Below are 23,706 nucleotides of genomic sequence, written 5' to 3'. Positions count from 1 at the left end.
TCCAAAATTGTCACACTGAGCTTGTCGAAGTGTTTCTCTCTTCTCTATCTACTCACTTAAAACAAATTTCTTATTCGTTCTAAAAATGTGTTTCCACTCCGGACTGTACAATTGCGATCTGTTTTTTCGTGCTCCAATAGCTTCACCTACAATAATTAAAACAGTTCTCGATTTTTTACTATCCTTTACTATTTGAGCTAAATTCTCTAATTTTCCTTGGTAAATTTCTTCGTCTTTCCAAGTCAATCTGTACATTACAGCAACTGGTGTTGTAGCATCATAATGTTCTAATAATTGATTTTGAACTTTTTCAGCAATTCCAACACTTAAAAACAAACACATGGTTGCTTTGTGTTTTGCCATTTCAACCAATTTTTCAGTTGCAGGTAAGGGTGTTTTACCTTCTCCGCGCGTTAAAATAATGGATTGTACCACTTCAGGAATTGTAAACTCCGATTTCAATGCTGCCGCAGCTGCGCTAAATGAAGAGATGCCCGGAACAATAAAATAATCCATTCCCAACTCATCAAAAATGGTCATTTGCTCTTGAATAGCTCCATAAATAGAAGGATCACCACATTGTAAACGCACAATGGAGTTTCCTTTTAAATAATGTTCTTGCATTAACGCAACTTGCTCTTCTAAAGTCATAGTGGCCGAATTACGAACCACAGCACCTTTTTTACACCAATTGGTCATTTCTTCAGGAATTAAACTCCCTGCATACAACACACAATCGGCTTTTTCTAAGTATTGTTTTCCTTTAACCGTAATCAATTCTTCATCACCAGGGCCAGCTCCAATAATGGCTATTTGTGCTTTGCGTTCTACTTTTGAATTCAACGCAACTGCAAAAGTGAATTTCTCGTTGTTTTCAAGAATAATTTTTTGTTTTTCAACCAATAATGTTTTGGTATTTGAAAGTAACATAGCAGTAGATTCTGAAACACCATCAACACCAATTTTTTGCTGTACCATAGCACTTGGATTTGGCACATTTACGGTATCAATTTCTTTTGAAGTAAAAGTTTTAAAAGGAATGTTGTTGTTTTTACTCCAATCTAAATAAGCACTTTGTTGTCCTTTTATATCAATAGATCCTAATTTTTCAATGGCTGAAAATAGCAATCCTGTTGCTTCAAATTTTGCTTTAAAAGTTGCATCAAATAAACGTTCATCCAAGCTTTTTGAACAACCAGAACCAACAGATAATACTTTAGGTACATAATACAACACAGGAATTGCAGTTGAAATTGTTTTGTAAGTAACTGCAATCAACAATTCAAATTGCGAAAAATCAATCTCATTTTCGTTGTAAAATACGGTTACAAAATCAGGAACACTTTTTTCTAAAAACTCAGTTCCAGCATCTTTTACAGCTAACAATAAAGCAGTAGGCTTGTTGTTTACAAACAATGCCATTAGTTCGTTTAAAGTTGAAGAGCTTTCCGTTTTCCAATTAAATTGTTTTCCAAGCGTATCCAACCCCCAAATTTGTTGTACATCACTTGATGTTGAAATAATTGGGTTTCCACCTAATAATTGAGCTACTTTTAGTGCAAAATCGTTCGCTCCACCCGTATGTCCGCTTATTACCGACTGCACATTTAAGCCCAATTCATCCACACAAATAACTGCTGGATCTTTGTACTTATCATTTAAAAATGGTGCAATTGTGCGCACACAAATTCCTAAGGCGCTGATAAAACAAATGCCATCAATTTTTGAAAAATTGTCTGCCAAATAATCTGAAATTGAACCAACGACTGATACATTTTCGTTGTCCGATTTTCGGGTTGTAATGATCAATGATTTTGGAAATTGTTTTTGTAAAACTAAGGCTTGTTCAATCCCTTTATCCGTTATTGCTATAATGCTTATTTTTTTCATGTTATCTAATTTTTCACAGCAGCGTGAATTGTAATTTTATTGTGTTCGTTTACCTGAATATTGGTACTATTTACAGTGTAATTAAGTTTTGTTAACTCATTTATAAAAGTTGAACTCGTGGTTTCTTTTACGGCGTTTGTTACAAATCTTGTTGAAGGATTTAACTGGTAGATAGTGTGAATCATTTCTTTCAATCTATTTCCGTGACCACCAATAAAAACAACATCTGGCGTTGGGAAATCAGTTAAGTTTAAATTAAAAAAATCATCTATAACCACGTTAATTCCCGGGGTTGAAAAACGCTCTTTATTTTGTTGAATAATGGCGCCGCATTCCTCTCTTTTTTCAAAAGCGGTAATGTTTAAATGCGGAAATTGTTTTTTTGCTTCAATAGCTACAGAACCTGTACACGCCCCAATATCCCAAAAAACAGCCGTATTTTTTAATTGCAAAGCGTTTAAAGTACTTAATCGAATAGGCATTTTGGTAATCATATTTGCCCTGTTTGGAAGTGGAATAAATTCATCATCAGAAATTCCAAAAGCACTATTTTTAACAAACTTTCTTTGTAACAAAACACAGTTTAGATCTTGGTGTTTTAACCATTTACACTCCGATAAATTGTAGGTGTTAATTTGCTCATTATCGCCATCAAGTTCTTCACCAACTGTAATTTGATAATTGTCAAAACCATATTTTAACAAACGTGCTGCAATGGCTGCGGGTGTTTTTTTGTTATCGGTTAAAACTCCAATCAAAGGTTCTTGGTTTATTAAAGCCTGATTCAATGCAGCCCAATCTCTGCCGTGAACAGAAACCGATCGCAACAAACTATAATCTGTTTTTGTTTTTTGACACAAACGCTGAATACTGTTGAAATACGGGAAAGATTCCATTTTAGCATCTGGCATATAGCGTTTTAATGTGTTTCCAAAACCGTAAAAGAAAGGGTCACCGGAAGCAAATATTACAATTGGCTTTTTAGTTTCACCATACTTTTGAAGAACCATATCCATACGTCCAGAAATTTCAATCCAAATATGGTTTACAGGTAACATGGATTTTACCAATTCGTAATGTCTTTTTCCGCCAGAAAAAACCTTGGTATTTTGTATGAATAACAAAACTTCATCATTTATAATTGGTGTGGAATGATTGCCAATTCCCACCAAATAAAATTCGATTTGTTGTCTTTGACTCATTGTTAATAGTGATTGTAAATTAAAACTTCTTCAATGGTTTTTCTTTTTTCCCATTTTAATTTCTCCAACTCAGGATTTTCATAAAAAAAATCTACGTGTCCTAAACACAAATAGCCAATTAATTGTCGGTTGCCTGGTGCATTTAAAATGCTTTTCACTTTGTTAGGGTCCAAAATACTAACCCAACCAAGTCCAACACCCAAAGCTCTTGCCATTAACCACATATTTTGAATGGCACAAACCACGCTAAAAACACCAGCCTCTTTCATAGACGTTTGTCCTAAAACTGGATGCGCTTCTGGTTTGTAGAATACAGCGATATTTAAAGCAGCTTCTGAAATGCCTTCTAATTTCAATAGGGTGTAAGCATCACCTTTTTTACCTTCAAATAATTTAGCCGCTTTATCATTTTCTTCAATAAAACTTTGCTTAATTTTAGTTCGAATGGCAGTATCTTTTACTACCACAAATTCCCAAGGTTGTGAAAATCCAACAGAAGGCGCATTAATACCTGCAAACAATATTTTTTCAAGATCTTCTTCTGAAATATCTTTATCAATAAATCTATTACCACGAACATCTCTTCTGGAAAGAATGATGTTTTCTAAGGTTGCGATGTCTTTTGAAGTAAATTTATCCATTGTTTAAACTTCAAAATAAGTTGAAGCCTCTTCTAAAGTATAAGCCGCATTTACAATTGCTGCCGCCACATTGCTACCACCTCTGTTTCCTTCAATAAGTACCCAATCGGTATTTTTTACCTGTGACAATTGCTCTTTAGATTCAATTACATTTACAAAACCTACGGGCGCTCCAATTACGCAAGCAGGTTTAAAATGGGTATTATTTCTAAGTTCATCTGTAATTTCCATCAAAGCCGTTGGTGCATTTCCAACTACGTACAAGGCGTTTGGATGCAATTCAATGGCTTTTCTAATTCCTGCCTGAGAACGTGTAATGTTTTCTTTTATGGCTAATTCCTGTACATCTTCATCGTTTAAATAACAATGAATATTTGTACCAAATTGTGCACTAAAAGCCTTGGTAATACCAGCTTTTACCATGGTAACATCGGTAATAATTTCACCACCGTTTTTAAGGAAATTATGTACGTTTGAAATTGCATTTTCAGTAGATTTATAAAACTGATGATCGTCTAAAACACCTGTTGTGTGAATTACACGTGTGATTGCCCATTTATCTTGATTTTTACACTTTAAATCTTTGATATGATTGGTCACAATTCTAAAGCTTTCTTGCTGAATTTCTTTTCCAGTATGTGGCTTTCTATTTAAGTAACCACGAGGCGTTACCAAATAGTTTTTAAATTGAAATGTTTGCGAATTGCCAATCATAACCAAACTAAACATATCTACATCTTCAGGGTTGAATTCGCCAAGCGTAGTAATTTTAATGTTTTCATCTGGACGCGTAACTTGCTTTACAATTGCAACGGGTGTTGAAGCACTTCTTTCTTCTAAAAATATTTTTTGCAACCTACCCAATTGCCAATGTCTCTTGATACTTTTTGGGTTGTACAAACTGGTTACAAAATCGCCCATAGCAGCAGCTTTAATTCTTTTTTCAATAACATTCCAAGGTGTCATTAAATCGGACAATGAAATACAACAAAAATCGTGACCAAGTGGAGCACCTAATTTACTTCCTGAAGCTAAAAATGCTGAAATGCCCGGCAAGGTTTCCAATTCAAGGTTTTCAATATCTTGTTTTGCAACCATTTCGTAAACAATGGCTGCCATGGAGTAAATACTGGCATCGCCCGATCCAATTACAACAACGTATTTATTTTCTTTTGCTTTTTCAATGGCTTTTTCGGCGCGTGCTTCTTCCATTCCTAAAGGCATAGAAATCAACTCTGCGTCTTTTTTAAAAAATTCTTTTCCAAATTGAAAATAATAATCGTACCCAATAACAACATCAGCCAAAGCCAACGCGTTTTTTACCAAAGGCAGCATGTAATTTTTATCTCCTGGTCCAAGACCTGCTACTGTAATTTTCATTTTTTTATGGTTATTAAAGAGAAATACGGAATGTCTCTTTTGTTAATTTCTTCCAAATTAGAAGTGATAAATTGATGTGTTGTTCCTAATTTTTCAGAATAATAAATGGAATAATTTCCTTTTGAAAGCACGTTATTAATTACATTCATAACCGTTTTAATTTTCATTAAAACAACGGTATTAAAGTGCGTTAAAGCCTCCTCTAATTCTGTTTCGGTTTGTACTCTTGGCAAAATAATTAGCTTTTCATTTTGCAAACATAAAGGCGCAAGATTTTCAGCAGCCGCCAATGCAAAAGATGTAATTCCTGGTATTAATTTTACGTTGAAATTTTCTTTTTTAATTTTTTCTAACAAGTATGAAAATGAGCTAAAAGTGTTTACATCGCCTTCGCTAACAATGGCTATTTTTAGGTCTTTATTGTAATCTTCAATAATTTTTTCAAAAGTTAAATCGTACAATTCATTTACTTTAACCCTTGTTAAATCCATTTCTAAATAAAACCCTTCAAATTTGGTTGTATCTAATTTATAATGTTCTAAAATACTAAGCGAATAACTTGATTTTAAACCGCTTTTAAACAAAGAACCCGGATAGTAAATTTTGTCAGCTTCCTGTAAAATTTTGAGTCCTTTGAGTGTAATTAAATCGGGATCACCTGGTCCTAATGAAACGCCATAAATAATTGCTTTCTTTTTCATTTTATTTTGTGCTTTTGAAGTTAAATCCCCAAAATATTTTTAATTTTTTTCGAAATACTTTTTTTCTCGCCTACTTTTTCATCTTCTTCAAATAAAATTCCTTTTACATTTAAGTGATGTCCAATTTGCTCTTTACCTTGTTCCTGTTCAAAACCTACAATTTGCTTACGGTATTTACATACTTGGCAATTCATATTACCTGTACCATTTATGGCTTCATCTAAACGTTCGTCAAAAGCTTTTAAAACCAACTCGTCACTTCCAAATGCTTTTGTTGAAATGTATTTATTGGTTGAATTTTTATTGAAATCTTCAACCGTTTTGTAAATGCGTTCGAGTAAAATGCCTGTAAAAAAGAAAAACGGAATCACATAGGTTCGCTTAAATCCTAGTTTTTCAACAAATTCTAACGATTCTTTTACGCTTGGATAGGCAGTTCCGCTATAGCCAACAGTTGCAAATCCAAAACCCATTCCTTCCCAAAGCATACTGCATAATTTATGTACATCTGAATTTGCATCGGGATCTGTGGTGCCTCTTCCAACAACTATTAATGCAGTTTCTTTTCTTGGAATTGTTGGTAATTCTTGTTCTTTTTCCAGCAAAATTTTTTGAGATAGATCCAATAAAAAAGTACTAACACCCAAATGTTTACCCATTTTTATGGTTAAATCTGAATGGTACGATTGCAATGTGTTTAACTCGTACGGAATGTCGTTTTTTGCGTGAGAACCTGCGAATAAAATAATAGGCAATGCATAAATTTCTCTAATTCCTTTTTCATACATTCGCTCCACCGAAGCTTCATACAGCGGATGGTTAAATTCTAAAAAACCGTAATCGACTTCATAATCGGCATATCTTTTTTTCAAAATATCAACCATTCCTTTAAAAGCGTCGGTACCCGATTTTGTTCTGCTACCGTGGCCGCATAATAAAATTCCTTTTTTCATAAGCTTAAATAATTGGTTCAATACCTATTAAAAACACCACAGGCATTGGTAATGGGCAATTTTTAATATCCTGTTCTATAGTTGCTAAAGTTGAGGTTAACAAAATTTCATTTGAACTTGATACGTTTGAAATGGCGTTGATTGGAATTGTTGGGTCGCCTGTAACTTCAATTAATTTTGGAATTAGTTTGTCTAAACTTTTTAAACCCATATACAAGGCCAAAGAATTACCTGCTTTTAGCAACTCGGCAATGCATTTTAATTGTTCAAATGAATAGTCGGCGGTGTGTGCGGTACAAATTAATACTGCATTTGATTTTTTTCGTTCTGTTATAGGAATGTTGAAATTGCTTGCTGCTGCCAACGCCGCAGAAATACCCGGAACAACTGTAAACGGAATTTTTTCTTTTGTTAAATAACGAGCTTCTTCACCAGCTCTTCCATAAATATAAGGATCTCCAGATTTTATGCGGACAACCTTTTTACCTTGTTGAAAGTATTTTTTAAATAATAGGTTGATGGTATCTTGGCGTTCCATTTGGCAATGACGATCTCCAAATTTTCGACCAACATATATTTTTTCAGCAGTAGTGTTAATGGCCAATATTTCGCTGCTAATTAAATTGTCGTGTAAAATAATTTCGGCTTCTTCAATTAATTCTAAGGCTTTAACTGTCAGTAATTTTAAATCGCCTGGACCACCGCCAATAATTGAAATTTTACCAGTATTTACTTTAAAAATTTCTTCAGGATCATCAAATTTATAGGTGTAATTCAATGCTCTTTTTGATTTTGAATTGTCTATAATTTTTTTCTCTGAAGTAATTTCTGAATTTTCAAAAATAGGTTGATCCAAGTTTAAAAACGCTGCTGCATTTTTATAATAATCGGCTCTTTTAGGATGTTTTGATGCGCAACCGTTTATAATTCCGCCAAAGAAATCCTTTTCAATAATTGCCTCAATTAAACCAATGCAATCTTCTCTATGAATTAAATTCACCTGTGATTCGGCATTTTTCAATACTCTTTTTCCTGCTAAAAACTTCCCAGGATGCCTGTCGGGTCCAATTAAACCAGCCAGCCTTAATATAGTAGCGTTTTTACCAAAATGACGCTTGATTTCATTTTCGGCATTTAAAACAGCAACTCCCGAAACTTTGGTTGGTAAAGGTTCATCTAATTCTGTAATATCCGTTGCTCTTGCGCCATATACCGCTGTGGAACTTACAAATATTACTTTTGTATTTTTTGAAGTGTTTTTGGTAATCTGACTGATTTGATTTAAATAAATTTCTTCAATACGATCAATCCTTTTTGGTGGAATATTTACAATTAAATAATCTGCTTCGTAAATAAAAGTATCCCAATCTCCAACAATTTTAGTTGTTAGTAACTGAATTTTACCAACATAAAACGGATGTTTTGAAAGCGTTAAAACATTTTCTAATGAAGCCGAACTTCCTGAAACAGTGTATCCTTTTTTGAGTAGTGAAACTGCCAACGATTCACCCAACCAACCCAAACCAACAATGGCAACTTTTTTAGTCATTGATAACAGGTATTAAAAAAGTGTTAGCAATAACAACGGTTTTAACTACTACTTTTGGTGGAGTAGTAATTATTTTCACAATTTTTTTTATAATTTTCATCCTACTTTTGTTCACTAGAGAGTAGCAACAAAGAGTTAGAATAATACCCGAAAAGGCAGTTATCGAACACTTTAACTTTTACTCCCGAAAGTTTAGTATATATTTTAATTGCATTTTGGTAGGTTTTCTGACTTACTCTACTTTTAACGGCCTTCCCATTAATTAAATTAACAGTGACACAATTGTTAAAAGCTTTTTTAGAGCTTACAGCTGCGGGTACAGTTCTCGATTTACACGAGATTCCCTTTTTAATTTCTTATTTCTAAAAAAAGATTTAAGAAACCAAAAGCGGCGTAAATGTAATTATTAATACCATCTAATCCTAAAATAAAATATTAAATTATCTTAATTTAAAAGTAAATGTCTTTTAAATTATTGATGATAAAATCAACCCTAGATGCTATTGAAGTAAAAGGCAAATACACAATATTGAAGTTGTGATTTTTGTAGTAAGCTATCAATTTATTGGACAATGACCATTGATGTTCAAAAGGTTCAGGTCTTTGAGGATCCTTTACATAAATATGAGACCACGGCAATGCAAAAAATACAGTACGGTGATAATACGGAGTAAAATCGAAGTTTTTTAATTCATCAAATATGGGTTTGTTGGCAAATTCTAAATAAGCCATGGTATCAATTAAACTTCTATCGCAAATTAAGCTTTTGGGTTGTTTTTGAAATCGAATCAAAGTTTCATCAAATACCAATTTTGCAAAACGTTCCATATTTTCCCAAGGCATTCCGTCGCTTCCTGAATTTTGTTCAGCAATAATAACATCACGAGAAACTTCTTTTAAACATTCAATTCCTGTTGCCTCCAAAGCACTTATTAAAGTCGATTTTCCAGAACCTGGTGGACCCGAAATAATAAATTTTTTATTTATTTCAACCATAAAAAAACAACTATTGAAACAGCTACAAATACCATACTTGATGCGTAATTGATGTTTGCAACTTTGTTAATTTCTATATGCTCAATGGTTCTGTTATTTGTGCCAATGTATGGTTTTTTATAAATTTTACCACCGTAAAAATTTGGACCTCCAAACTTGCAATCTAGCACATAAGCCAAGGCAGCTTCTGGATAACCTGCGTTTGGACTACTGTGTTTTTTTCCTTCTTTAAAAACAACTAAAATTCCGTTTAATTTAAATGAAACCAATAAAATTAAAATCGCTGTAAGTCGTGATGGAATAAAATTGGCAACATCATCTAAAATAGCTGCAAACTTGCCAAATTGTTCGTAACGCTCATTTTTATAACCAATCATTGAATCGAGCGTATTGATCATTTTATATGCCATAATTCCAGGCACTCCAAAACAAACAAAATAAAACAACGGCGCAATAATGCCATCACTTAAATTTTCAGACATGGTTTCTAAAGTGGCAATTCTAATTTGCTGCTCATTTAATTTTGAAGTATCTCTACCAACAATCCATGATAACCTTTTTCTGCCAGCTTCTAACCCTTCATTTTGAAGCGTATTGAATACCGCTTTGCCTTCAACAACCAAGGTTTTATTAGCCAAACAGTAAAATAACATAAGAATAGAAAAAACAACTTCAACAATATATAAATGATTGATTTGCAATTGTTTTATGATAAAAAAAGGCATAAAAAAGGCACTGCCAACCAATGTAATTGTTAAAAATGCGCCTTTGATAAATTGATAATTTCCTTTATTTAATAAATTTTCGCCTTTTGAAATTAAGTTTCCGTAGCCAACAATTAAATGCGGTAACCATTTGGGATCTCCAAATATTAAATCTAATAAAAAGCCAATAACCAGTATGTAAACAAACGCTAATTCCACGCTTTTAGTGCTTTAATTAATTGGATATTTGCTGTTGAATGTTGAACGGAAACACGAATAAATTGGCCTTTTAAGCCTGTAAAATTAGTGGCATCACGCACTAAAATTTGATGCTGTTCAATTAAATATTTTTTTAGTTGTGAAGCTGTTCCTTTTTGAAGTTCAACTAAAAAATAGGTGGTAAAACCATTCACAACTTTCAAATAATTGATGCTATTTATTTGCGCTTTAAAAACTGCGGTTTCTTGTAATAATTCATCAATATTAAAAGACAATGTTTTGTAATTGTTGAAAATAAATTCACCCGAAGCAATTGCCAAGCTATTGACGCTCCAAGGCATTTTTAACTGTAATAAATTATTGATGAATGTTGAATTTGAAATTACATAACCCAGCCTTAAACCAGGCATTGCAAAAGTTTTTGTTAACGAACGTACAATGGCAATATTTGAATATTTATTGATTAAAGGTATTGCAGGCTTGGTGGCATTTGTAAATTCGTAATAAGCTTCATCAATAATAAATTGTGCTTGCGGAAAAGATTTTAGCAACTTTTCTATTTCATTTAGACTTAAAATACTACCATCAGGATTGTTAGGATTGCAGATAAAAACCAGGTTATTTTCAAAGTTGGTATTAAAAATTTCTTCTTTTGAAATAAAACGATGTGCTAATTTGTTGATTTTACAAGCATCTTCATATTCAGCAAAAGTTGGTCCAACAATTATTGCTTTTTTATCTTGAAAACATTGTGCAATTAAATAAAATGCTTCGGTGGCTCCGTTGGAAAATAAAAATTGATTTTTATCTAAATTAAAATAATTGGCAGCCAAAATATTTAATTCTTCAGCAGCAGGAGAAGGGTAATTTTGAATTTTAAAAACTTTATTTTCCAGTTCTTTTAATAACAAAGGCGAACAACCCTTGTAATACACATTTGAACTAAAATTGTATTTTATTTCACAATTAAATTGATGTAAATCATCACCGTGCCCATTAATCATTTGCCAATGTTATTTGTGAATATATTTTTTCAATATCAAGGCATTCTCTTAACAAGTTAGCCAATTTATCAAAGTTTTCTTCTTTAAATTCTTTGTAGCTTTTTATTTCATTTTTAGAGATGCTTCCCAACAAATCGTCTATCACCACCTGATTGTCAAAAATACCGTGCATATAAGATCCCCAACAATTTTCGTTCAACAAATAACCTTCTTTTTGATCATTAATTTGAAGTAATGGCGAAGGTTTATTTGTAATGGAAGCGCCCATATGAATTTCATAACCCGTACATTTTTCTTCAAAATTTTTAAACTTAAATTCTTGTTGAATGGTTGTTTTTTCTTCGGCTAACGTTGTTTTTATAGGAAGTAAACCCAAGCCCGGAATGGTTAAAGCATCGCTTTCAACACCAAAAGGATCGCAAACTTCTTCGCCCATCATTTGGTAACCGCCACAAATTCCGATTACTTTTTTATGAGTGTCAAAGGCTTTTAAAACAGATTTTGCAATACCACTTACACGCAAAAATTGTAAATCGGCCATGGTGTTTTTAGTTCCTGGCAACATAATAATATCGGCTTTTTCAATTTCTTCTGCATTTTTTGAATAAAATAAATGAACTCGATCATCACGCTCCAATAAATTGAAATCGGTGTAATTTGAAATATGAGGTAGCAATACAACTGCAATATTTATTTTTTCATGAGCTGCCAATTCCTTTTTCTGACTTAAAGCTACGGAATCTTCATCTTCAATATAAATATCAGTAGCATAAGGTACAACGCCAATTACAGGAATACCGGTAAGTTCTTCAATTTTGGTTTTGCCAGTTTCAAATAAATTAATATCACCTCTAAATTTATTGATAATAATACCTTTAATAAGGTCTCGTTCCCATTTTTCGAGCAATTGAATGGTTCCGTAAACACTTGCAAAAACACCACCTTTGTCAATATCTGCAATTAAATAAACACAAGCATTGGCATATTTTGCCATTCTCATATTTACAATATCTCTGTGTTTTAAGTTTAATTCGGAGATGCTTCCTGCGCCTTCCATTACAATAGGATGGTACTCTTTGGCTAAAGAATCAAAAGCATTTTGGCATTCTTTAAATAAATTATTTCTGTTGTTTCCCAAAAAATAATCGCTTGCAGTTTGGTTGCCAACTGGCTTGCCGTGTAAAACTATTTGAGCCGATTTTTGTGAAGTAGGTTTTAATAAAACAGGATTCATACTGCTTTTACAAGCAATGCCGCAAGCTTCTGCCTGAACCGCTTGTGCTCTTCCAATTTCTAAACCTTCAGGAGTTACAAAACTGTTTAACGACATGTTTTGTGCTTTAAAAGGCGCTGGATGGTAGCCGTCTTGTTTTAAAATCCGACAAATTCCTGCGGTTATTATACTTTTACCTACGTCGGAACCTGTACCAACAAACATTATGGGACTTTTTTTCATTGCTTTTTTTTTCAAAATAAAAAGCCAAATATACAAATGAATAAAATATAATTGTAAGTCTTTTAAGGTAAATTCATCTTAATAATTATTTTAGATGCTTTTTGTTTGATGCTTTTAAATTTGCCAAAACTTAGGGTAATTAATTGGGTTGAAGTAATTTTAAAAACAAAAAGCGCCTCTAACAGAGGCGCCCTTCTTACTAATTTGGGGTTAAATATTTTGTTCAACTTTTTTAAATAACCCTATATTTTTTAATTGAAGTGTTTCTTAAAAGTCTGTCTACAAATATAACGAAATAATTGAAACTTTATTGTATTCCTCTTTCTTTTTGAATTTGCTCGTAGGCTTTTTGGACTTGTTTAAATTTTTCTTCAGCACCTTTCACGTGTTCTTCGCCTAAATGTTGTAATTTATCTGGATGGTATTTTTTTACCATTTTTCTGTATGCAGCTTTCAATTCTTCATTGCTTGCGGTTTTTTCTATTTCTAAAATTTTATAAGCACTGTCTGTACTGTTATAAAACATTGCTTTGATGGATTCAAAATCGTACTGACTTACATTTAAATAACCAGCAATTGTTTTTATGGTATTAAATTCAGATTCTGAAACATTGCCGTCAACTTGTGCAATTCCAAATAAATAATGAATTAATTGTAAACGAGATGCGTGAGATAAATTTTGTCTAATTTGAAGGCAAACTTGTTGTGTAGATATGTTGTTGTTTTTTGTAAAACCATTAAAAAGCTTAAAAGCATGACTGGCTCTTTCTTCACCATACATTCTTTTAAAATGTTCTCTAACATAGTTTAACTCTTTTTCATTAACCTGACCATCAGCTTTAATAACTACTGCAGAAAGTAACAGTAAGCTTATTTCAAAATCACCAGATTGCGGATTGCTACTTGAGCTTGTAAAAGTCTTGGCTGTTTCAATATCGCTACTTGTAAAACCATCAATAAAATTACCAACTACAAACCCTAAAATACTTCCAATTGGACCACCAAGTGTAAATCCCAATCCGGCTCCAATCCATTTAATAAAATTCCCCATTTCCTTTATTTAAAAGCGTCAAAGATATGTTTAATTGGTAAAATACTCCAATATTTTGGTTTTTAGGTATGTTAAAAAAACTACAAAATTATAATAACTGTTTGGTATACAGGTAGAAAGGTGAATTTAAATTGCGTTAAAAGAGTTTATTTTAAGTCTTTTTTATAATTGTCAACAAAATTAAAACGAAAAAAATTATGTAGGTTTGTAAAATAATTACGTCTAACTAAAAAAATAAAGATAATATGTATCCATTAGAAATAGTAAAACCAATGCAACAAGAATTAGAAAGTGCAGGTTTTACATCATTACACACAGCACAAGAGGTTGAAACAGCATTGCAAAAAGAAGGAACAACATTGGTTGTAGTAAATTCGGTTTGTGGTTGCGCAGCAGGTACTGCACGTCCAGGAGCAGTAGTTTCATTACAATTTGATAAAACACCAACTAATTTGGTAACTGTATTTGCAGGAGTAGATAAAGAAGCAGTTGAAAAAGCGCGTGAATTTATGATTCCGTTTCCTCCATCATCACCAGCTATTGCATTGTTTAAAGACGGTGTTTTAGTGCATATGTTAGAGCGTCACCATATTGAAGGAAGACCTGCGGAAGTAATTGCTTCAAATTTAGCAGGTGCTTACGAAGAGTTTTGTTAATAATAACAAATCGCGTTTTAAAATTATTAAACTTAAAATCCATTCTATTTTGAATGGATTTTTTATTTTTAAAAAATGAATAAAAAACAAATTATTTACAATACCGAGAATTTTGTAAAAACAAGTTTAAAAAATGCTGAAGGCGGTCACGACTGGTTTCATATTTTACGAGTTTGGAACAATGCCAAATTAATAGCCAATAGTGAAAAAGTGGATTTATTTATTGTTGAATTGGGTGCGCTATTGCACGATATTGCCGATTCTAAATTTCACAATGGCGATGAAAGTATTGGTCCAAAAGTAGCTCGAAATTTTTTAGAAAGTGAGCAAGTTGATGAAAGCGTGATTGTTCATATTGAAAATATTATTTCAAATATTTCGTACAAAGGTGGTAATTTTGAGCAAAAATTTACTTCACCAGAATTAGATGTTATCCAAGATGCAGACCGATTGGATGCTATTGGTGCCATTGGTATTGCACGTTGTTTTAATTACGGAGGCTTTAAAAACAGATCCCTTTATGATCCTGAAATACCACCGAAATTAAATCAAACCAAGGAAGAATATAAAAATGCTACCGCGCCAACAATCAATCATTTTTACGAAAAGTTATTGTTGCTAAAAGACAAAATGAATACCCAAACAGGTAAAGAAATTGCCAAAGAACGACACCAATTTATGGAGAATTTTTTAAAGCAATTTTACGGTGAATGGGAGGGAAGTAAGTAAGTAAGTTCTCAGTTTACAGTTGCAGTTTACAGTATTGTCTGTATCATTGTGTGGTTTGGTAAAAGCTATTGTAAATATCAAAATTGTTATTTCGAACGATAGAGAGAAATCACATAAAGGAGGTGTTTTTTCAGTTTCGAATTCTCAGTTTTTAATATTTTTTAAATTTACAATTATTGCTTATAGCTATTTTACAATTTCCCCTTTTGGGGGTAGGGGGAACAAAAAAAAACTCCGAACTTTCGTTCAGAGTTTTAATTAAATAAAAATCTAGTTGTTTATGAAAACAACTTCACAATATCGTTTCCATTGGCTAATAAAAGCAATGCGATTAAAAGGATGAATCCAGCAACTTGTGCGTATTCTAAAAATTTATCGTTAGGTTTTCTACCTGTAATCATTTCAAATAAAGTAAAAACTACATGACCACCATCTAAGGCTGGTATTGGTAATAAGTTCATAAAACCAAGCATAATAGATAAAAATGCCGTAATGCTCCAAAAGGCTTCCCAACTCCAGGTTGCAGGAAAAATATTTCCAATGGCTATAAAACCACCAATACTTGTAGCTCCTTTTTTAGTAAATACATATTTAAACTGTGTAATATAATCTTTTAAAGTCCATATTGCTAAAGTATTTCCTACAGGAATACTTTCTAAAAACGTATAATCTTTATGTTGAATGTTTAAATCGCTTTGTCTAAAGTTTGATACACCTATTGTTTTATTTTCATCAGGTGTAATTGTAATATTTTCAGCAACACCATTTCTTTCAAAAGTAATGTCAATAGCATCTTCAGATTGTTTAATCATATTTGTAAAATCTTGCCAATAGTTGGCAGTATTGTTATTTACAGCAATAATTTTATCGCCTTTTAAAAGTCCAGCTTTTTCAGCAGGAGATCCAACTATTACAGTATCAATCACAGGAAGTGATCTGGCAGAAAAAGGTTCCATTACACCATTTTCCCACATAATGCTTCCAATATTTTCAGGAATTGAAATGGTTTCAGTATTGCCGTCTTCATGCATAACTTCTAATGAAGTTAAACCTCTTAAAAATAAATGTTTGTTTATATCCAACACATTTTCAGGTTCTACACCATTAAATTTTGTGATTTTGTCACCATCTTTAAATCCGTATTGTTCAAACAATTCATGAACAGCAAATCCATTTTTTACATCGTTAGGAGCTACATAATCTACACCCCAAACAAAAACAATCATGATGTAAATAACAATACCTAAAATAAAATTAACAGTAACACCACCAAGCATAATAATTAAACGTTGCCAAGCTGGTTTAGATCTAAATTCCCAAGGTTGCGCTGGTTGTTTCATTTGCTCGGTATCCATACTTTCGTCAATCATACCTGAGATTTTTACGTACCCACCAAGCGGAATCCAACCAATACCGTATTCAGTTTCTCCAATTTTCTTTTTAAGTAACGAAAATTTATAGTCAAAAAATAGGTAGAATTTTTCTACACGTGTTTTAAATAATTTAGCAGGAATAAAGTGTCCTAATTCGTGCAAAACAATTAAAAATGAGAGACTTAAAATAAATTGTGATGCCTTTATTAATATTTCCATATGTGTTTTTTCAAAATAAAATCGCACAAATGTACGGTTTTATATACAGTTGAAAAAACCTAAAAATAAAGTTCACGCCCTTTTAACAAAGTTTTAGAGTTGTTAAGTAACCTTAATAACTAATTGTTATAAATTTGTATCTTAATTTTATAACTAAAAATGGATTTAAAATTCTTCAAAAAATCAATTCCTACTTTGGCAATTATGGGCGTGTTTTCAGTAATTATGATTTACGCCATTTATGCGATGTTAACTCCCGATAAAAAATTACCAATTTATAATCCGGCTGATGTAAACCCAAAGTTGGTTGATGAAAGTATTTCGCATATTAGAAGCAACCACAAGGTTTCAGATTTTAAATTAATCAACCAAAATGGCGATACCATAACGCAAGCCAATTATGAAGGTAAAATTTATGTAGCCGATTTTTTCTTTACAAGATGCAATACAATTTGCCCAGTTATGACCAACAATATGGGGAAATTACAGGAAGCTTTTTTAGATGATGATGAAGTAATGTTTTTATCACATTCTGTAACTCCTGATATAGATAGTGTTGCTGTATTGCGTGCTTATGCTGATGAAAAAGGCGTAATTGATGCCAAATGGAATATTACTACAGGCGATAAAAAACACATTTATAAACTCTCTAGAAAAAGCTATTTTGCTGTTTTAGAAGACGGTGATGGCGGCTTGCAGGATTTTGTGCATACTGAAAATTTTGTGCTGGTTGATAAGAAAAAACAGATTAGAGGTTTTTATGATGGTACCAATCCTGAAGATATTGAACGCTTAATTTTAGATATAAAGCTACTTAAGAATGATTCTAAATAAATGACAATTATCATTGTTTAGAATCGTTCTAATTTAGTATATTTGCTCATTATTTATAATTATTCTTAATAATGGGAGATACAATTGGAAGTTTACAAATAGGCGAAAGTGGCATCATAGAAGATTTCTCTTTAGATTTAATTCCGTTATGTTTACTAGAAATGGGCTGTTTACCGGGTAAAGAAGTCCGTTTAATTCAAATTGCACCTCTTAAAGATCCGTTATATATCAAAGTAAACGGTAGTCATTTAGCCATAAGAAAAGAAATGGCCAATCAAATTAACATAACAAAGCTGTAGTGCATGAAAAATAATGTTGTTAAAGTTGCGTTAGTGGGAAACCCTAACACCGGAAAAACTTCATTATTTAATGAACTTACGGGTTTAAAGCAAAAAGTTGGTAATTACCCAGGAATTACCGTTGATAAAAAACACGGTAAGTGTAAAATTTCAGAAACTTTAACTGCTGAAGTTGTTGATTTACCAGGAACTTACAGCATCAATCCTCAAACTTTAGACGAAACCATTGTTTTAGAAACCCTGCTAAATTCAAGTGGAGAGTCCTATCCAGATTTGGTAGTTGTAGTAGCTGAAGTTGAAAATTTAAAACGAAACTTACTTATATTTTCTCAAATTAAAGATTTAAAAATACCAACACTTTTGGTTGTTAATATGGCCGATCAAATGGAAAGAAAAGGAATTTCTATGGATCTTGAAGTATTAAAGGCCGAATTAAAATCGGAAATTGTACTTATAAGTGCCCGAAAAAGTTCAGGTATTGAAAATTTGAAAAAAGAGATTGAAAATTACAAAAATTGGAACACAGAGCCTGTTTCTAATTTTCTTGATAAAATTGATCCTGATTTTTTTAGTGAAATAAAAACTGTTTTTTCTGAAGAATCTACTTACAAACCATGGTTGTTAATAACTCAGCAACAATACATTCATTTTTTATCAGAAGAGCAGCAAAAAAATATTGCTTTTTTTAATCCTGCTTCCGAAAAAATTAAAAAATATCAGCATAAAGAAACGGTTTTTAGATATCAAAAAATAAATGAAATCTTAAAAAAAGCATACAAGGTAGATGCATCTAAAGCCACAGATTTAAGGGCTAAACTCGACAGGGTTTTAACGCATAAAATATTTGGTTATGTTATTTTTGTGGGTGTTTTGCTCCTTATTTTTAATTCTATTTTTGAATGGGCAAGTGTGCCAATGGATTTAATAGATGGTTTGTTTGCTAACTTAAGCGATATGGCAAAAAGCAATTTGCCTCCGGGTGTTTTTACCAATTTAATTGCTGAAGGTTTGATTCCGGGAATTGGTGGTGTTGTTATTTTTATACCTCAAATTGCCATCTTGTTTTTATTTATTGCCATACTTGAAGAAACGGGCTATATGAGTCGTGTGGTTTTTTTAATGGATAAAATTATGCGCCGTTTTGGAATGAGTGGAAAAAGTATTATTCCGTTGGTTTCTGGTACTGCTTGTGCGATCCCAGCCATTATGGCTTCTCGAAATATCAATAACTGGAAAGAAAGGTTAATTACTATTTTAGTTGTGCCGTTTACCACTTGTTCGGCAAGGTTGCCTGTTTACGCTATATTAATTGCGTTGATAATTCCTAATCAGCGTGTTATGGGAATTTTTAACTTGCAGGGATTAACGCTATTGGCGCTTTACTTTTTAGGTTTTGCAGCTGCAATTTCTTCAGCAATATTATTAAATAAGGTACTTAAAATAGATAACAGAAGTTTGTTTGTTATTGAAATGCCTAACTATAAATTACCTTCATTTAAAAATGTTTTTTATGAAGTTGTTGAAAAAACTAAAGCCTTTATTTTAGGTGCAGGAAAAATTATTTTAGCATTGTCTATTGTATTGTGGTTTTTGGCTTCAAATGGCCCTGAAACTTTTAAAAATGCTGAACAAATAGTATTGACTCAGCAAGACAATACTGGTTTGTCTGAAGGGGAACTTCAAAAAAAGGTAGCTTCTTATAAATTGCAAAATTCATACATTGGTTATATGGGTAAAACCATTGAACCTGTAATTGCTCCAATGGGGTACGACTGGAAAATTGGAATTGCTTTAATTAGCTCTTTTGCTGCACGCGAAGTTTTTGTTGGTGCTTTGGCTACCATTTACAGTGTAGAAAGTGATGGTGAAGATACAGGAACTATAAAACAGCGAATGGCTGCCGAGATTAACCCTGCAACAGGAGAGAAACGATTTAATTTTGCATCGGGTATGTCGTTGTTGTTATTTTACGCATTTGCAATGCAATGTATTGGTACTTTAGCAATTGTAAAACGTGAAACCAAAAGTTGGAAATGGCCTATTTTACAATTAACAGGAATGTCTGCTTTGGCATATATTGTTGCCACTATAACATTTACAATTTTAAGCTAATGCAAGAAATTTTAGTTTACATATCACTTTTATTTGCAGTTGGATTTTTAGTTAAAAAATATTTTTTTAAATCTAAAAAGAAAGGCAATTGTAGCTCAGATTGCAGCTGTTAAATATCTTTTTCAAAAATAATATTTCCCCGTTTTTATAAAATTTTAATAATATATTTATGCGCATTTATGATGTGATAATTTATTATTGTAATAAGCTTTTTTTATGAAATCAAAATTGAATATCGGACTTTTAATATTTGGACTTTTAACAGTGTTTGCTTTTAAATTTCCTGCGGAAGTTAAAAAAGATAAAGTACTTTCTGAAGTTGTTTTAGTAGCCGATGGTGCAGGCGAAACATACGAATTAATCAACTCGGTTTTAGCACCAAATTATGAAGCTATTGAAGCTCCAGATTGCAGTCATGAGAGTTTTGGAAGGCATATTGATGAGGTTTTTGATGCATCACTTAAAAAAAATGTATTTCGTTTTTTTATGCATAAAACACCCGACAACAATAAGTGTAAAAAAGATGATAGACAACGAAACGAGATTAAAACATATAGCAATTCTCCTGATAATACCTTGGCTGTAAAAAATGAAAAAGTTGTTTATAATTGGAAATTTAAACTCGATGCTAATTTTCAGGCTTCAAAAGGTTTTACGCATATCCATCAGGTAAAAGCTGTTGGTGGTTCTGAAGAAAGTATGCCATTAATTACGTTGAGTGTTCGCAAAGGTGCACCCGATATTTTAGAATTGCGATATGCCGAGTTTGCCGAGCAATCAACCATTAAAAAAACAGACCTAACGCCGTTTAAAGGTGTTTGGGTTGAGGTAACTGAAACCATTGTTTTTGGTGAAAAAGAAGTTGGGCAATATGCTATTTCAATTAAAAATGTAAGTACCAATAAAGAATTGTTTTCCTATAGCAATTCCAATATTAGAACCTGGAAAACAGATGCTGATTTCTTGCGTCCAAAATGGGGTATTTACCGTAGTTTAAAAGATGCCGATAATTTAAGAGATGAAGCTGTACTTTTTGCAGATTTCAGTATTAAAGAACTAGAAAATTGATTTTTTTAGCTGAAAAGTTAATTAAATAGCAAAGGTTTAATATCAAATATTAGAATTATCAATTATCAATTGACAATTGATAATTCTGTCCTTTGATTTTAAAAAATTATTCTCCAAACCTGTGCAATCACAAAACAAACTACAAAGCCAAGTATTAAAGGTAAAATACTTGCAATAACTGTCCATTTTACACTTTTTGTTTCTTTGTAAATGGTATAGATAGTTGTGCTGCATGGGTTGTGTAACAAGCTAAACAACATTAAGTTAACTGCGGTAAGCAACGTCCAGCCACCAGCCCTTAAAATTTCGCCTGTTGTAGTAACAGAATCTAGCTCAAACATAACACCATTTCCTGCGCCAACACCAGCAATAGATGCAGTCATAACAGTTAACATAAGTACTGTTGGTATTACAATTTCGTTAGCAGGTATAGCAACTATATAAGCCAATAATATTACACCGTTTAGACCAAGTATAAATCCAAAACCATTTAAATGATCAATCATCCAATGAGCTATGGTTGCATCTCCAATAGTGATGTTAGAAATTAGCCAAATAACCGCTCCGGCAGGCGCAGCAAAAACACAGGCTCTCCATAAAACAATCAAGGTTCTGTCTATTAGTGAAGTGTACATTGTTTTCCAAAAATCTGGCGGACGATAAGGTGGTAGTTCTAATGTGAACGAAGATACTTCGCCTTTTAACAAGGTTTTTGATAAAAATAATGAAACCGTAAATGTGAAAAATATACCTAAAAGCGCTATAGCAATTACAGATAAGGTTGATAAAGCTCCTGAAAAACCAGCTGGAGCCAAGGCACCAATAAAAATGGAAGCTATCAATATTTGTGTAGGCCAGCGTCCGTTACAAAGTGAAAAATTATTTGTAATTATAGCAATCAATCGTTCACGCGGACTGTCTATAATTCGTGTTGCAACTACACCTGCTGCATTACAACCAAATCCCATACTCATAGTTAAGGCCTGTTTGCCATGGGCACCAGATTTTTTAAATAAAGAATCTAAATTAAAAGCAACACGAGGTAAATAACCAAAATCTTCAAGCAGGGTAAATAAAGGGAAAAATATAGCCATTGGAGGAAGCATTACAGCTATAACCCAAGCCAATGCCAAATAAACACCATCTATTAAAAAACCGCTTAGCCACCAAGGAAAACCCGCCAGATTCGCTAAGTTTTTAAGCCAAGGGTGAACATTGTCTAACAATAATTGCGCGAGCAACCCTGAAGGGTAATTTGCGCCAATAATGGTAAGCCATAAAACTACTGATAGAATTAAAATCATTATTGGAAATCCCCAAGTTTTGCTAGTTACAATTTTGTCCAGACTTTTATCGAATCTAAATTTTTTTACATCACCTTTTTTGGTAACAGCATTTTGGGCAATGGTTGATGCGTCAGCATAAATGGCTTCGGTTAATTTATCGTGAAAACCTTCGCCAATTTGCCATCGCAAATCATTACTTGTATTTAATATGTTGTTTTTATCCATGAATTTGTATTCTCTTTTGTTTGAAATTCAAGTGTTATTCTGTTATAAATTCACCCGATTTAACGGCTTCTATAATTCGTTCATCACCATCTAACAATCGCAAAGCAATCCACCTGCTGTTTGGTATGGATGGATATTCTTTTTCAATTTCTTTGCTCAATTTGTTCAAAGCATTTTCTATGCTTTGAGGAACATTTTTAATTCTATGTGGCTTGCATTTAATTTCGCCATTTGCAACTTGATTGATAGTTTTAATCAATTCAGGTATTCCTTCTTTTGATCTGGCACTTGCAGGTATAACAGGAATTCCTAAATCACGCGCCAAGGCTCTGTCGTCAATATCAATATCCAAACGTTTTGCTTCGTCCATCAAATTCAAACATAAAACAGCCTTGTCTGTTATTTCTAAAATTTGTAAAACCAAGTTTAAATTGCGTTCCAATCGGCTGGCATCAACTACAATTACGGTAACATCAGGTTTTCCAAATAAAATAAAATTACGTGCAACTTCTTCGTCTTGTGAAGTGGAAAGTAATGAGTAAGTACCTGGTAAATCTACTATTTTAAATTTTTTATCATTATAACCAAAACCACCTTCGGCACGTGTAACTGTTTTACCTGGCCAGTTTCCTGTGTGCTGTTTTAAACCAGTTAAGGCATTAAAAACAGTGCTTTTTCCAGTGTTTGGGTTGCCAGCCAAGGCAATTACATAATCGGTATTTTCTGTATTAATACCCATTTTTTTTAGACTTGCATTTGCGTTTAAATCGCAGGTTTCGCAAGCGCTTTTAGTGGCTTTTTGCATGGGTTTTTATTTTTTCGATTAATATAAATTTTGCTTGCTCATTTCTAATGGCAATAGAAGTATCTCTCACCAAATAAGCTCTGGGGTTGTTCATAGGGCTTGTTAAATCTACCGTTATTTTGGTGTTTATTACAAAACCTAGATCTAGTAATCTTCTTCTAATTTCGCCCCTGCATTCTCTTGAAATACCTATTATTTTGGCTTCTTCTCCATTTTTTAAATTAGACAATCTAAAGCTTTTTTCTTCTGAAAATTCTTCCTTTAGCAATTCGGTAATGGTAATATTGTTTGCAACAATAGGAGCCAAAACATATTCTTCACCTTCCGAATGAAAAACAACTCTCTTTTCGTTAT

Annotated in this window: 20 protein-coding genes, 1 pseudogene and 1 riboswitch; of the genes and pseudogenes, 6 read left to right on the top strand and 15 right to left on the bottom strand. The window is 32.6% G+C overall.

What is annotated here, in order from left to right:
• Window positions 1-48 precede the first annotated feature (48 nt).
• From cobM to EC396_RS03825, 12 genes are all read right to left on the bottom strand, one after another.
• Window positions 49-1,890, bottom strand: a complete 1,842-nt coding sequence (cobM, locus tag EC396_RS03880; RefSeq protein WP_129365394.1) for a precorrin-4 C(11)-methyltransferase — start codon at window positions 1,888-1,890, stop codon at window positions 49-51.
• 5 nt (window positions 1,891-1,895) lie between these two features.
• Complete coding sequence (gene cbiE / locus EC396_RS03875; protein ID WP_129365393.1) at window positions 1,896-3,092, bottom strand: precorrin-6y C5,15-methyltransferase (decarboxylating) subunit CbiE; 1,197 nt, start codon at window positions 3,090-3,092, stop codon at window positions 1,896-1,898.
• A 2-nt stretch (window positions 3,093-3,094) separates the two neighbouring features.
• On the bottom strand, window positions 3,095-3,733 hold the full coding sequence (bluB, locus tag EC396_RS03870) for a 5,6-dimethylbenzimidazole synthase (protein WP_129365392.1): 639 nt from the start codon (window positions 3,731-3,733) through the stop codon (window positions 3,095-3,097).
• A gap of 3 nt (window positions 3,734-3,736) precedes the next feature.
• Window positions 3,737-5,113, bottom strand: a complete 1,377-nt coding sequence (gene cobJ / locus EC396_RS03865) for a precorrin-3B C(17)-methyltransferase (protein ID WP_129365391.1) — start codon at window positions 5,111-5,113, stop codon at window positions 3,737-3,739.
• On the bottom strand, window positions 5,110-5,814 hold the full coding sequence (gene cobI / locus EC396_RS03860) for a precorrin-2 C(20)-methyltransferase (RefSeq protein WP_129365390.1): 705 nt from the start codon (window positions 5,812-5,814) through the stop codon (window positions 5,110-5,112). Before cobI ends, cobJ begins: the two co-directional genes overlap by 4 nt.
• 20 nt (window positions 5,815-5,834) lie before the next feature.
• Window positions 5,835-6,767 carry a sirohydrochlorin chelatase gene (locus EC396_RS03855; RefSeq protein ID WP_129365389.1) on the bottom strand — a complete coding sequence of 311 codons (933 nt, stop codon included), beginning with the start codon at window positions 6,765-6,767 and terminating at the stop codon, window positions 5,835-5,837.
• Window positions 6,768-6,771: 4 nt separating this feature from the next.
• Entirely contained in the window at window positions 6,772-8,316 is a 1,545-nt protein-coding gene (gene cobA, locus EC396_RS03850; RefSeq protein WP_129365388.1) for a uroporphyrinogen-III C-methyltransferase, read from the bottom strand.
• Between the two features lie 199 nt (window positions 8,317-8,515).
• A riboswitch (cobalamin riboswitch) is annotated at window positions 8,516-8,718 on the bottom strand.
• A gap of 48 nt (window positions 8,719-8,766) precedes the next feature.
• The gene (locus EC396_RS03845; protein WP_129365387.1) at window positions 8,767-9,312 is read right to left on the bottom strand and encodes an AAA family ATPase; all 546 of its coding nucleotides are present in this window, start codon (window positions 9,310-9,312) and stop codon (window positions 8,767-8,769) included.
• On the bottom strand, window positions 9,300-10,235 hold the full coding sequence (gene cbiB / locus EC396_RS03840) for an adenosylcobinamide-phosphate synthase CbiB (protein WP_205757905.1): 936 nt from the start codon (window positions 10,233-10,235) through the stop codon (window positions 9,300-9,302). Before cbiB ends, EC396_RS03845 begins: the two co-directional genes overlap by 13 nt.
• The gene (locus tag EC396_RS03835; protein ID WP_129365386.1) at window positions 10,226-11,239 is read right to left on the bottom strand and encodes a histidinol-phosphate transaminase; all 1,014 of its coding nucleotides are present in this window, start codon (window positions 11,237-11,239) and stop codon (window positions 10,226-10,228) included. Before EC396_RS03835 ends, cbiB begins: the two co-directional genes overlap by 10 nt.
• On the bottom strand, window positions 11,232-12,695 hold the full coding sequence (locus EC396_RS03830) for a cobyric acid synthase (protein WP_129365385.1): 1,464 nt from the start codon (window positions 12,693-12,695) through the stop codon (window positions 11,232-11,234). Before EC396_RS03830 ends, EC396_RS03835 begins: the two co-directional genes overlap by 8 nt.
• 307 nt (window positions 12,696-13,002) lie before the next feature.
• Complete coding sequence (locus EC396_RS03825; RefSeq protein ID WP_129365384.1) at window positions 13,003-13,746, bottom strand: TerB family tellurite resistance protein; 744 nt, start codon at window positions 13,744-13,746, stop codon at window positions 13,003-13,005.
• 245 nt (window positions 13,747-13,991) lie between these two features.
• Between EC396_RS03825 and EC396_RS03820 the strand changes: the two genes are divergently transcribed.
• A complete protein-coding gene (locus EC396_RS03820; RefSeq protein WP_129365383.1) occupies window positions 13,992-14,402 on the top strand; it encodes a BrxA/BrxB family bacilliredoxin in 411 nt (136 codons plus the stop codon).
• A 75-nt stretch (window positions 14,403-14,477) separates the two neighbouring features.
• Window positions 14,478-15,131 carry an HD domain-containing protein gene (locus EC396_RS03815; protein ID WP_129365382.1) on the top strand — a complete coding sequence of 218 codons (654 nt, stop codon included), beginning with the start codon at window positions 14,478-14,480 and terminating at the stop codon, window positions 15,129-15,131.
• 278 nt (window positions 15,132-15,409) lie between these two features.
• Here the strand turns inward: EC396_RS03815 and rseP are convergent, their stop codons facing one another.
• Window positions 15,410-16,723 (bottom strand): RIP metalloprotease RseP, encoded by a 1,314-nt coding sequence (gene rseP, locus EC396_RS03810; protein WP_129365381.1) that lies wholly within the window; start codon window positions 16,721-16,723, stop codon window positions 15,410-15,412.
• Between the two features lie 159 nt (window positions 16,724-16,882).
• On the opposite strand from rseP, the gene EC396_RS03805 reads away from it, so the two are divergent.
• From EC396_RS03805 to EC396_RS03785, 4 genes are all read left to right on the top strand, one after another.
• A complete protein-coding gene (locus tag EC396_RS03805) occupies window positions 16,883-17,557 on the top strand; it encodes an SCO family protein (RefSeq protein ID WP_129365380.1) in 675 nt (224 codons plus the stop codon).
• Between the two features lie 71 nt (window positions 17,558-17,628).
• Window positions 17,629-17,856, top strand: coding sequence for a FeoA family protein (locus EC396_RS03800; RefSeq protein ID WP_129365379.1), 228 nt, complete (start codon window positions 17,629-17,631; stop codon window positions 17,854-17,856).
• 3 nt (window positions 17,857-17,859) lie between these two features.
• Window positions 17,860-19,968: a ferrous iron transport protein B gene (gene feoB / locus EC396_RS03795; RefSeq protein ID WP_129365378.1), complete on the top strand. Its 2,109-nt coding sequence runs from the start codon at window positions 17,860-17,862 to the stop codon at window positions 19,966-19,968.
• 216 nt (window positions 19,969-20,184) lie between these two features.
• Window positions 20,185-21,036 (top strand): heparin lyase I family protein, encoded by an 852-nt coding sequence (locus EC396_RS03785; RefSeq protein WP_129365376.1) that lies wholly within the window; start codon window positions 20,185-20,187, stop codon window positions 21,034-21,036.
• A 98-nt stretch (window positions 21,037-21,134) separates the two neighbouring features.
• Here the strand turns inward: EC396_RS03785 and feoB (EC396_RS18260) are convergent.
• Window positions 21,135-23,352, bottom strand: a pseudogene (gene feoB, locus EC396_RS18260) (ferrous iron transport protein B).
• The coding region (locus EC396_RS03770; RefSeq protein ID WP_164975200.1) for a FeoA family protein at window positions 23,336-23,706 on the bottom strand (371 nt) is incomplete at its 5' end. The pseudogene feoB (EC396_RS18260) and the gene EC396_RS03770, both read right to left, overlap by 17 nt.

The sequence above is a fragment of the Lutibacter sp. HS1-25 genome, from assembly GCF_004121075.1.
Taxonomy (GTDB): Bacteria; Bacteroidota; Bacteroidia; order Flavobacteriales; family Flavobacteriaceae; genus Lutibacter.
This window is presented reverse-complemented; position numbering and strand designations above follow the sequence as displayed.

Bases quoted from the DNA above. Each gene is read 5' to 3' on its own strand.
- cobM (WP_129365394.1), bottom strand. From the start codon at position 1,890: ATGAAAAAAATAAGCATTATAGCAATAACGGATAAAGGGATTGAACAA.
- cbiE (WP_129365393.1), bottom strand. From the start codon at position 3,092: ATGAGTCAAAGACAACAAATCGAATTTTATTTGGTGGGAATTGGCAAT.
- bluB (WP_129365392.1), bottom strand. From the start codon at position 3,733: ATGGATAAATTTACTTCAAAAGACATCGCAACCTTAGAAAACATCATT.
- cobJ (WP_129365391.1), bottom strand. From the start codon at position 5,113: ATGAAAATTACAGTAGCAGGTCTTGGACCAGGAGATAAAAATTACATG.
- cobI (WP_129365390.1), bottom strand. From the start codon at position 5,814: ATGAAAAAGAAAGCAATTATTTATGGCGTTTCATTAGGACCAGGTGAT.
- EC396_RS03855 (WP_129365389.1), bottom strand. From the start codon at position 6,767: ATGAAAAAAGGAATTTTATTATGCGGCCACGGTAGCAGAACAAAATCG.
- cobA (WP_129365388.1), bottom strand. From the start codon at position 8,316: ATGACTAAAAAAGTTGCCATTGTTGGTTTGGGTTGGTTGGGTGAATCG.
- EC396_RS03845 (WP_129365387.1), bottom strand. From the start codon at position 9,312: ATGGTTGAAATAAATAAAAAATTTATTATTTCGGGTCCACCAGGTTCT.
- EC396_RS03835 (WP_129365386.1), bottom strand. From the start codon at position 11,239: ATGATTAATGGGCACGGTGATGATTTACATCAATTTAATTGTGAAATA.
- EC396_RS03830 (WP_129365385.1), bottom strand. From the start codon at position 12,695: ATGAAAAAAAGTCCCATAATGTTTGTTGGTACAGGTTCCGACGTAGGT.
- EC396_RS03825 (WP_129365384.1), bottom strand. From the start codon at position 13,746: ATGGGGAATTTTATTAAATGGATTGGAGCCGGATTGGGATTTACACTT.
- EC396_RS03820 (WP_129365383.1), top strand. From the start codon at position 13,992: ATGTATCCATTAGAAATAGTAAAACCAATGCAACAAGAATTAGAAAGT.
- EC396_RS03815 (WP_129365382.1), top strand. From the start codon at position 14,478: ATGAATAAAAAACAAATTATTTACAATACCGAGAATTTTGTAAAAACA.
- rseP (WP_129365381.1), bottom strand. From the start codon at position 16,723: ATGGAAATATTAATAAAGGCATCACAATTTATTTTAAGTCTCTCATTT.
- EC396_RS03805 (WP_129365380.1), top strand. From the start codon at position 16,883: ATGGATTTAAAATTCTTCAAAAAATCAATTCCTACTTTGGCAATTATG.
- EC396_RS03800 (WP_129365379.1), top strand. From the start codon at position 17,629: ATGGGAGATACAATTGGAAGTTTACAAATAGGCGAAAGTGGCATCATA.
- feoB (WP_129365378.1), top strand. From the start codon at position 17,860: ATGAAAAATAATGTTGTTAAAGTTGCGTTAGTGGGAAACCCTAACACC.
- EC396_RS03785 (WP_129365376.1), top strand. From the start codon at position 20,185: ATGAAATCAAAATTGAATATCGGACTTTTAATATTTGGACTTTTAACA.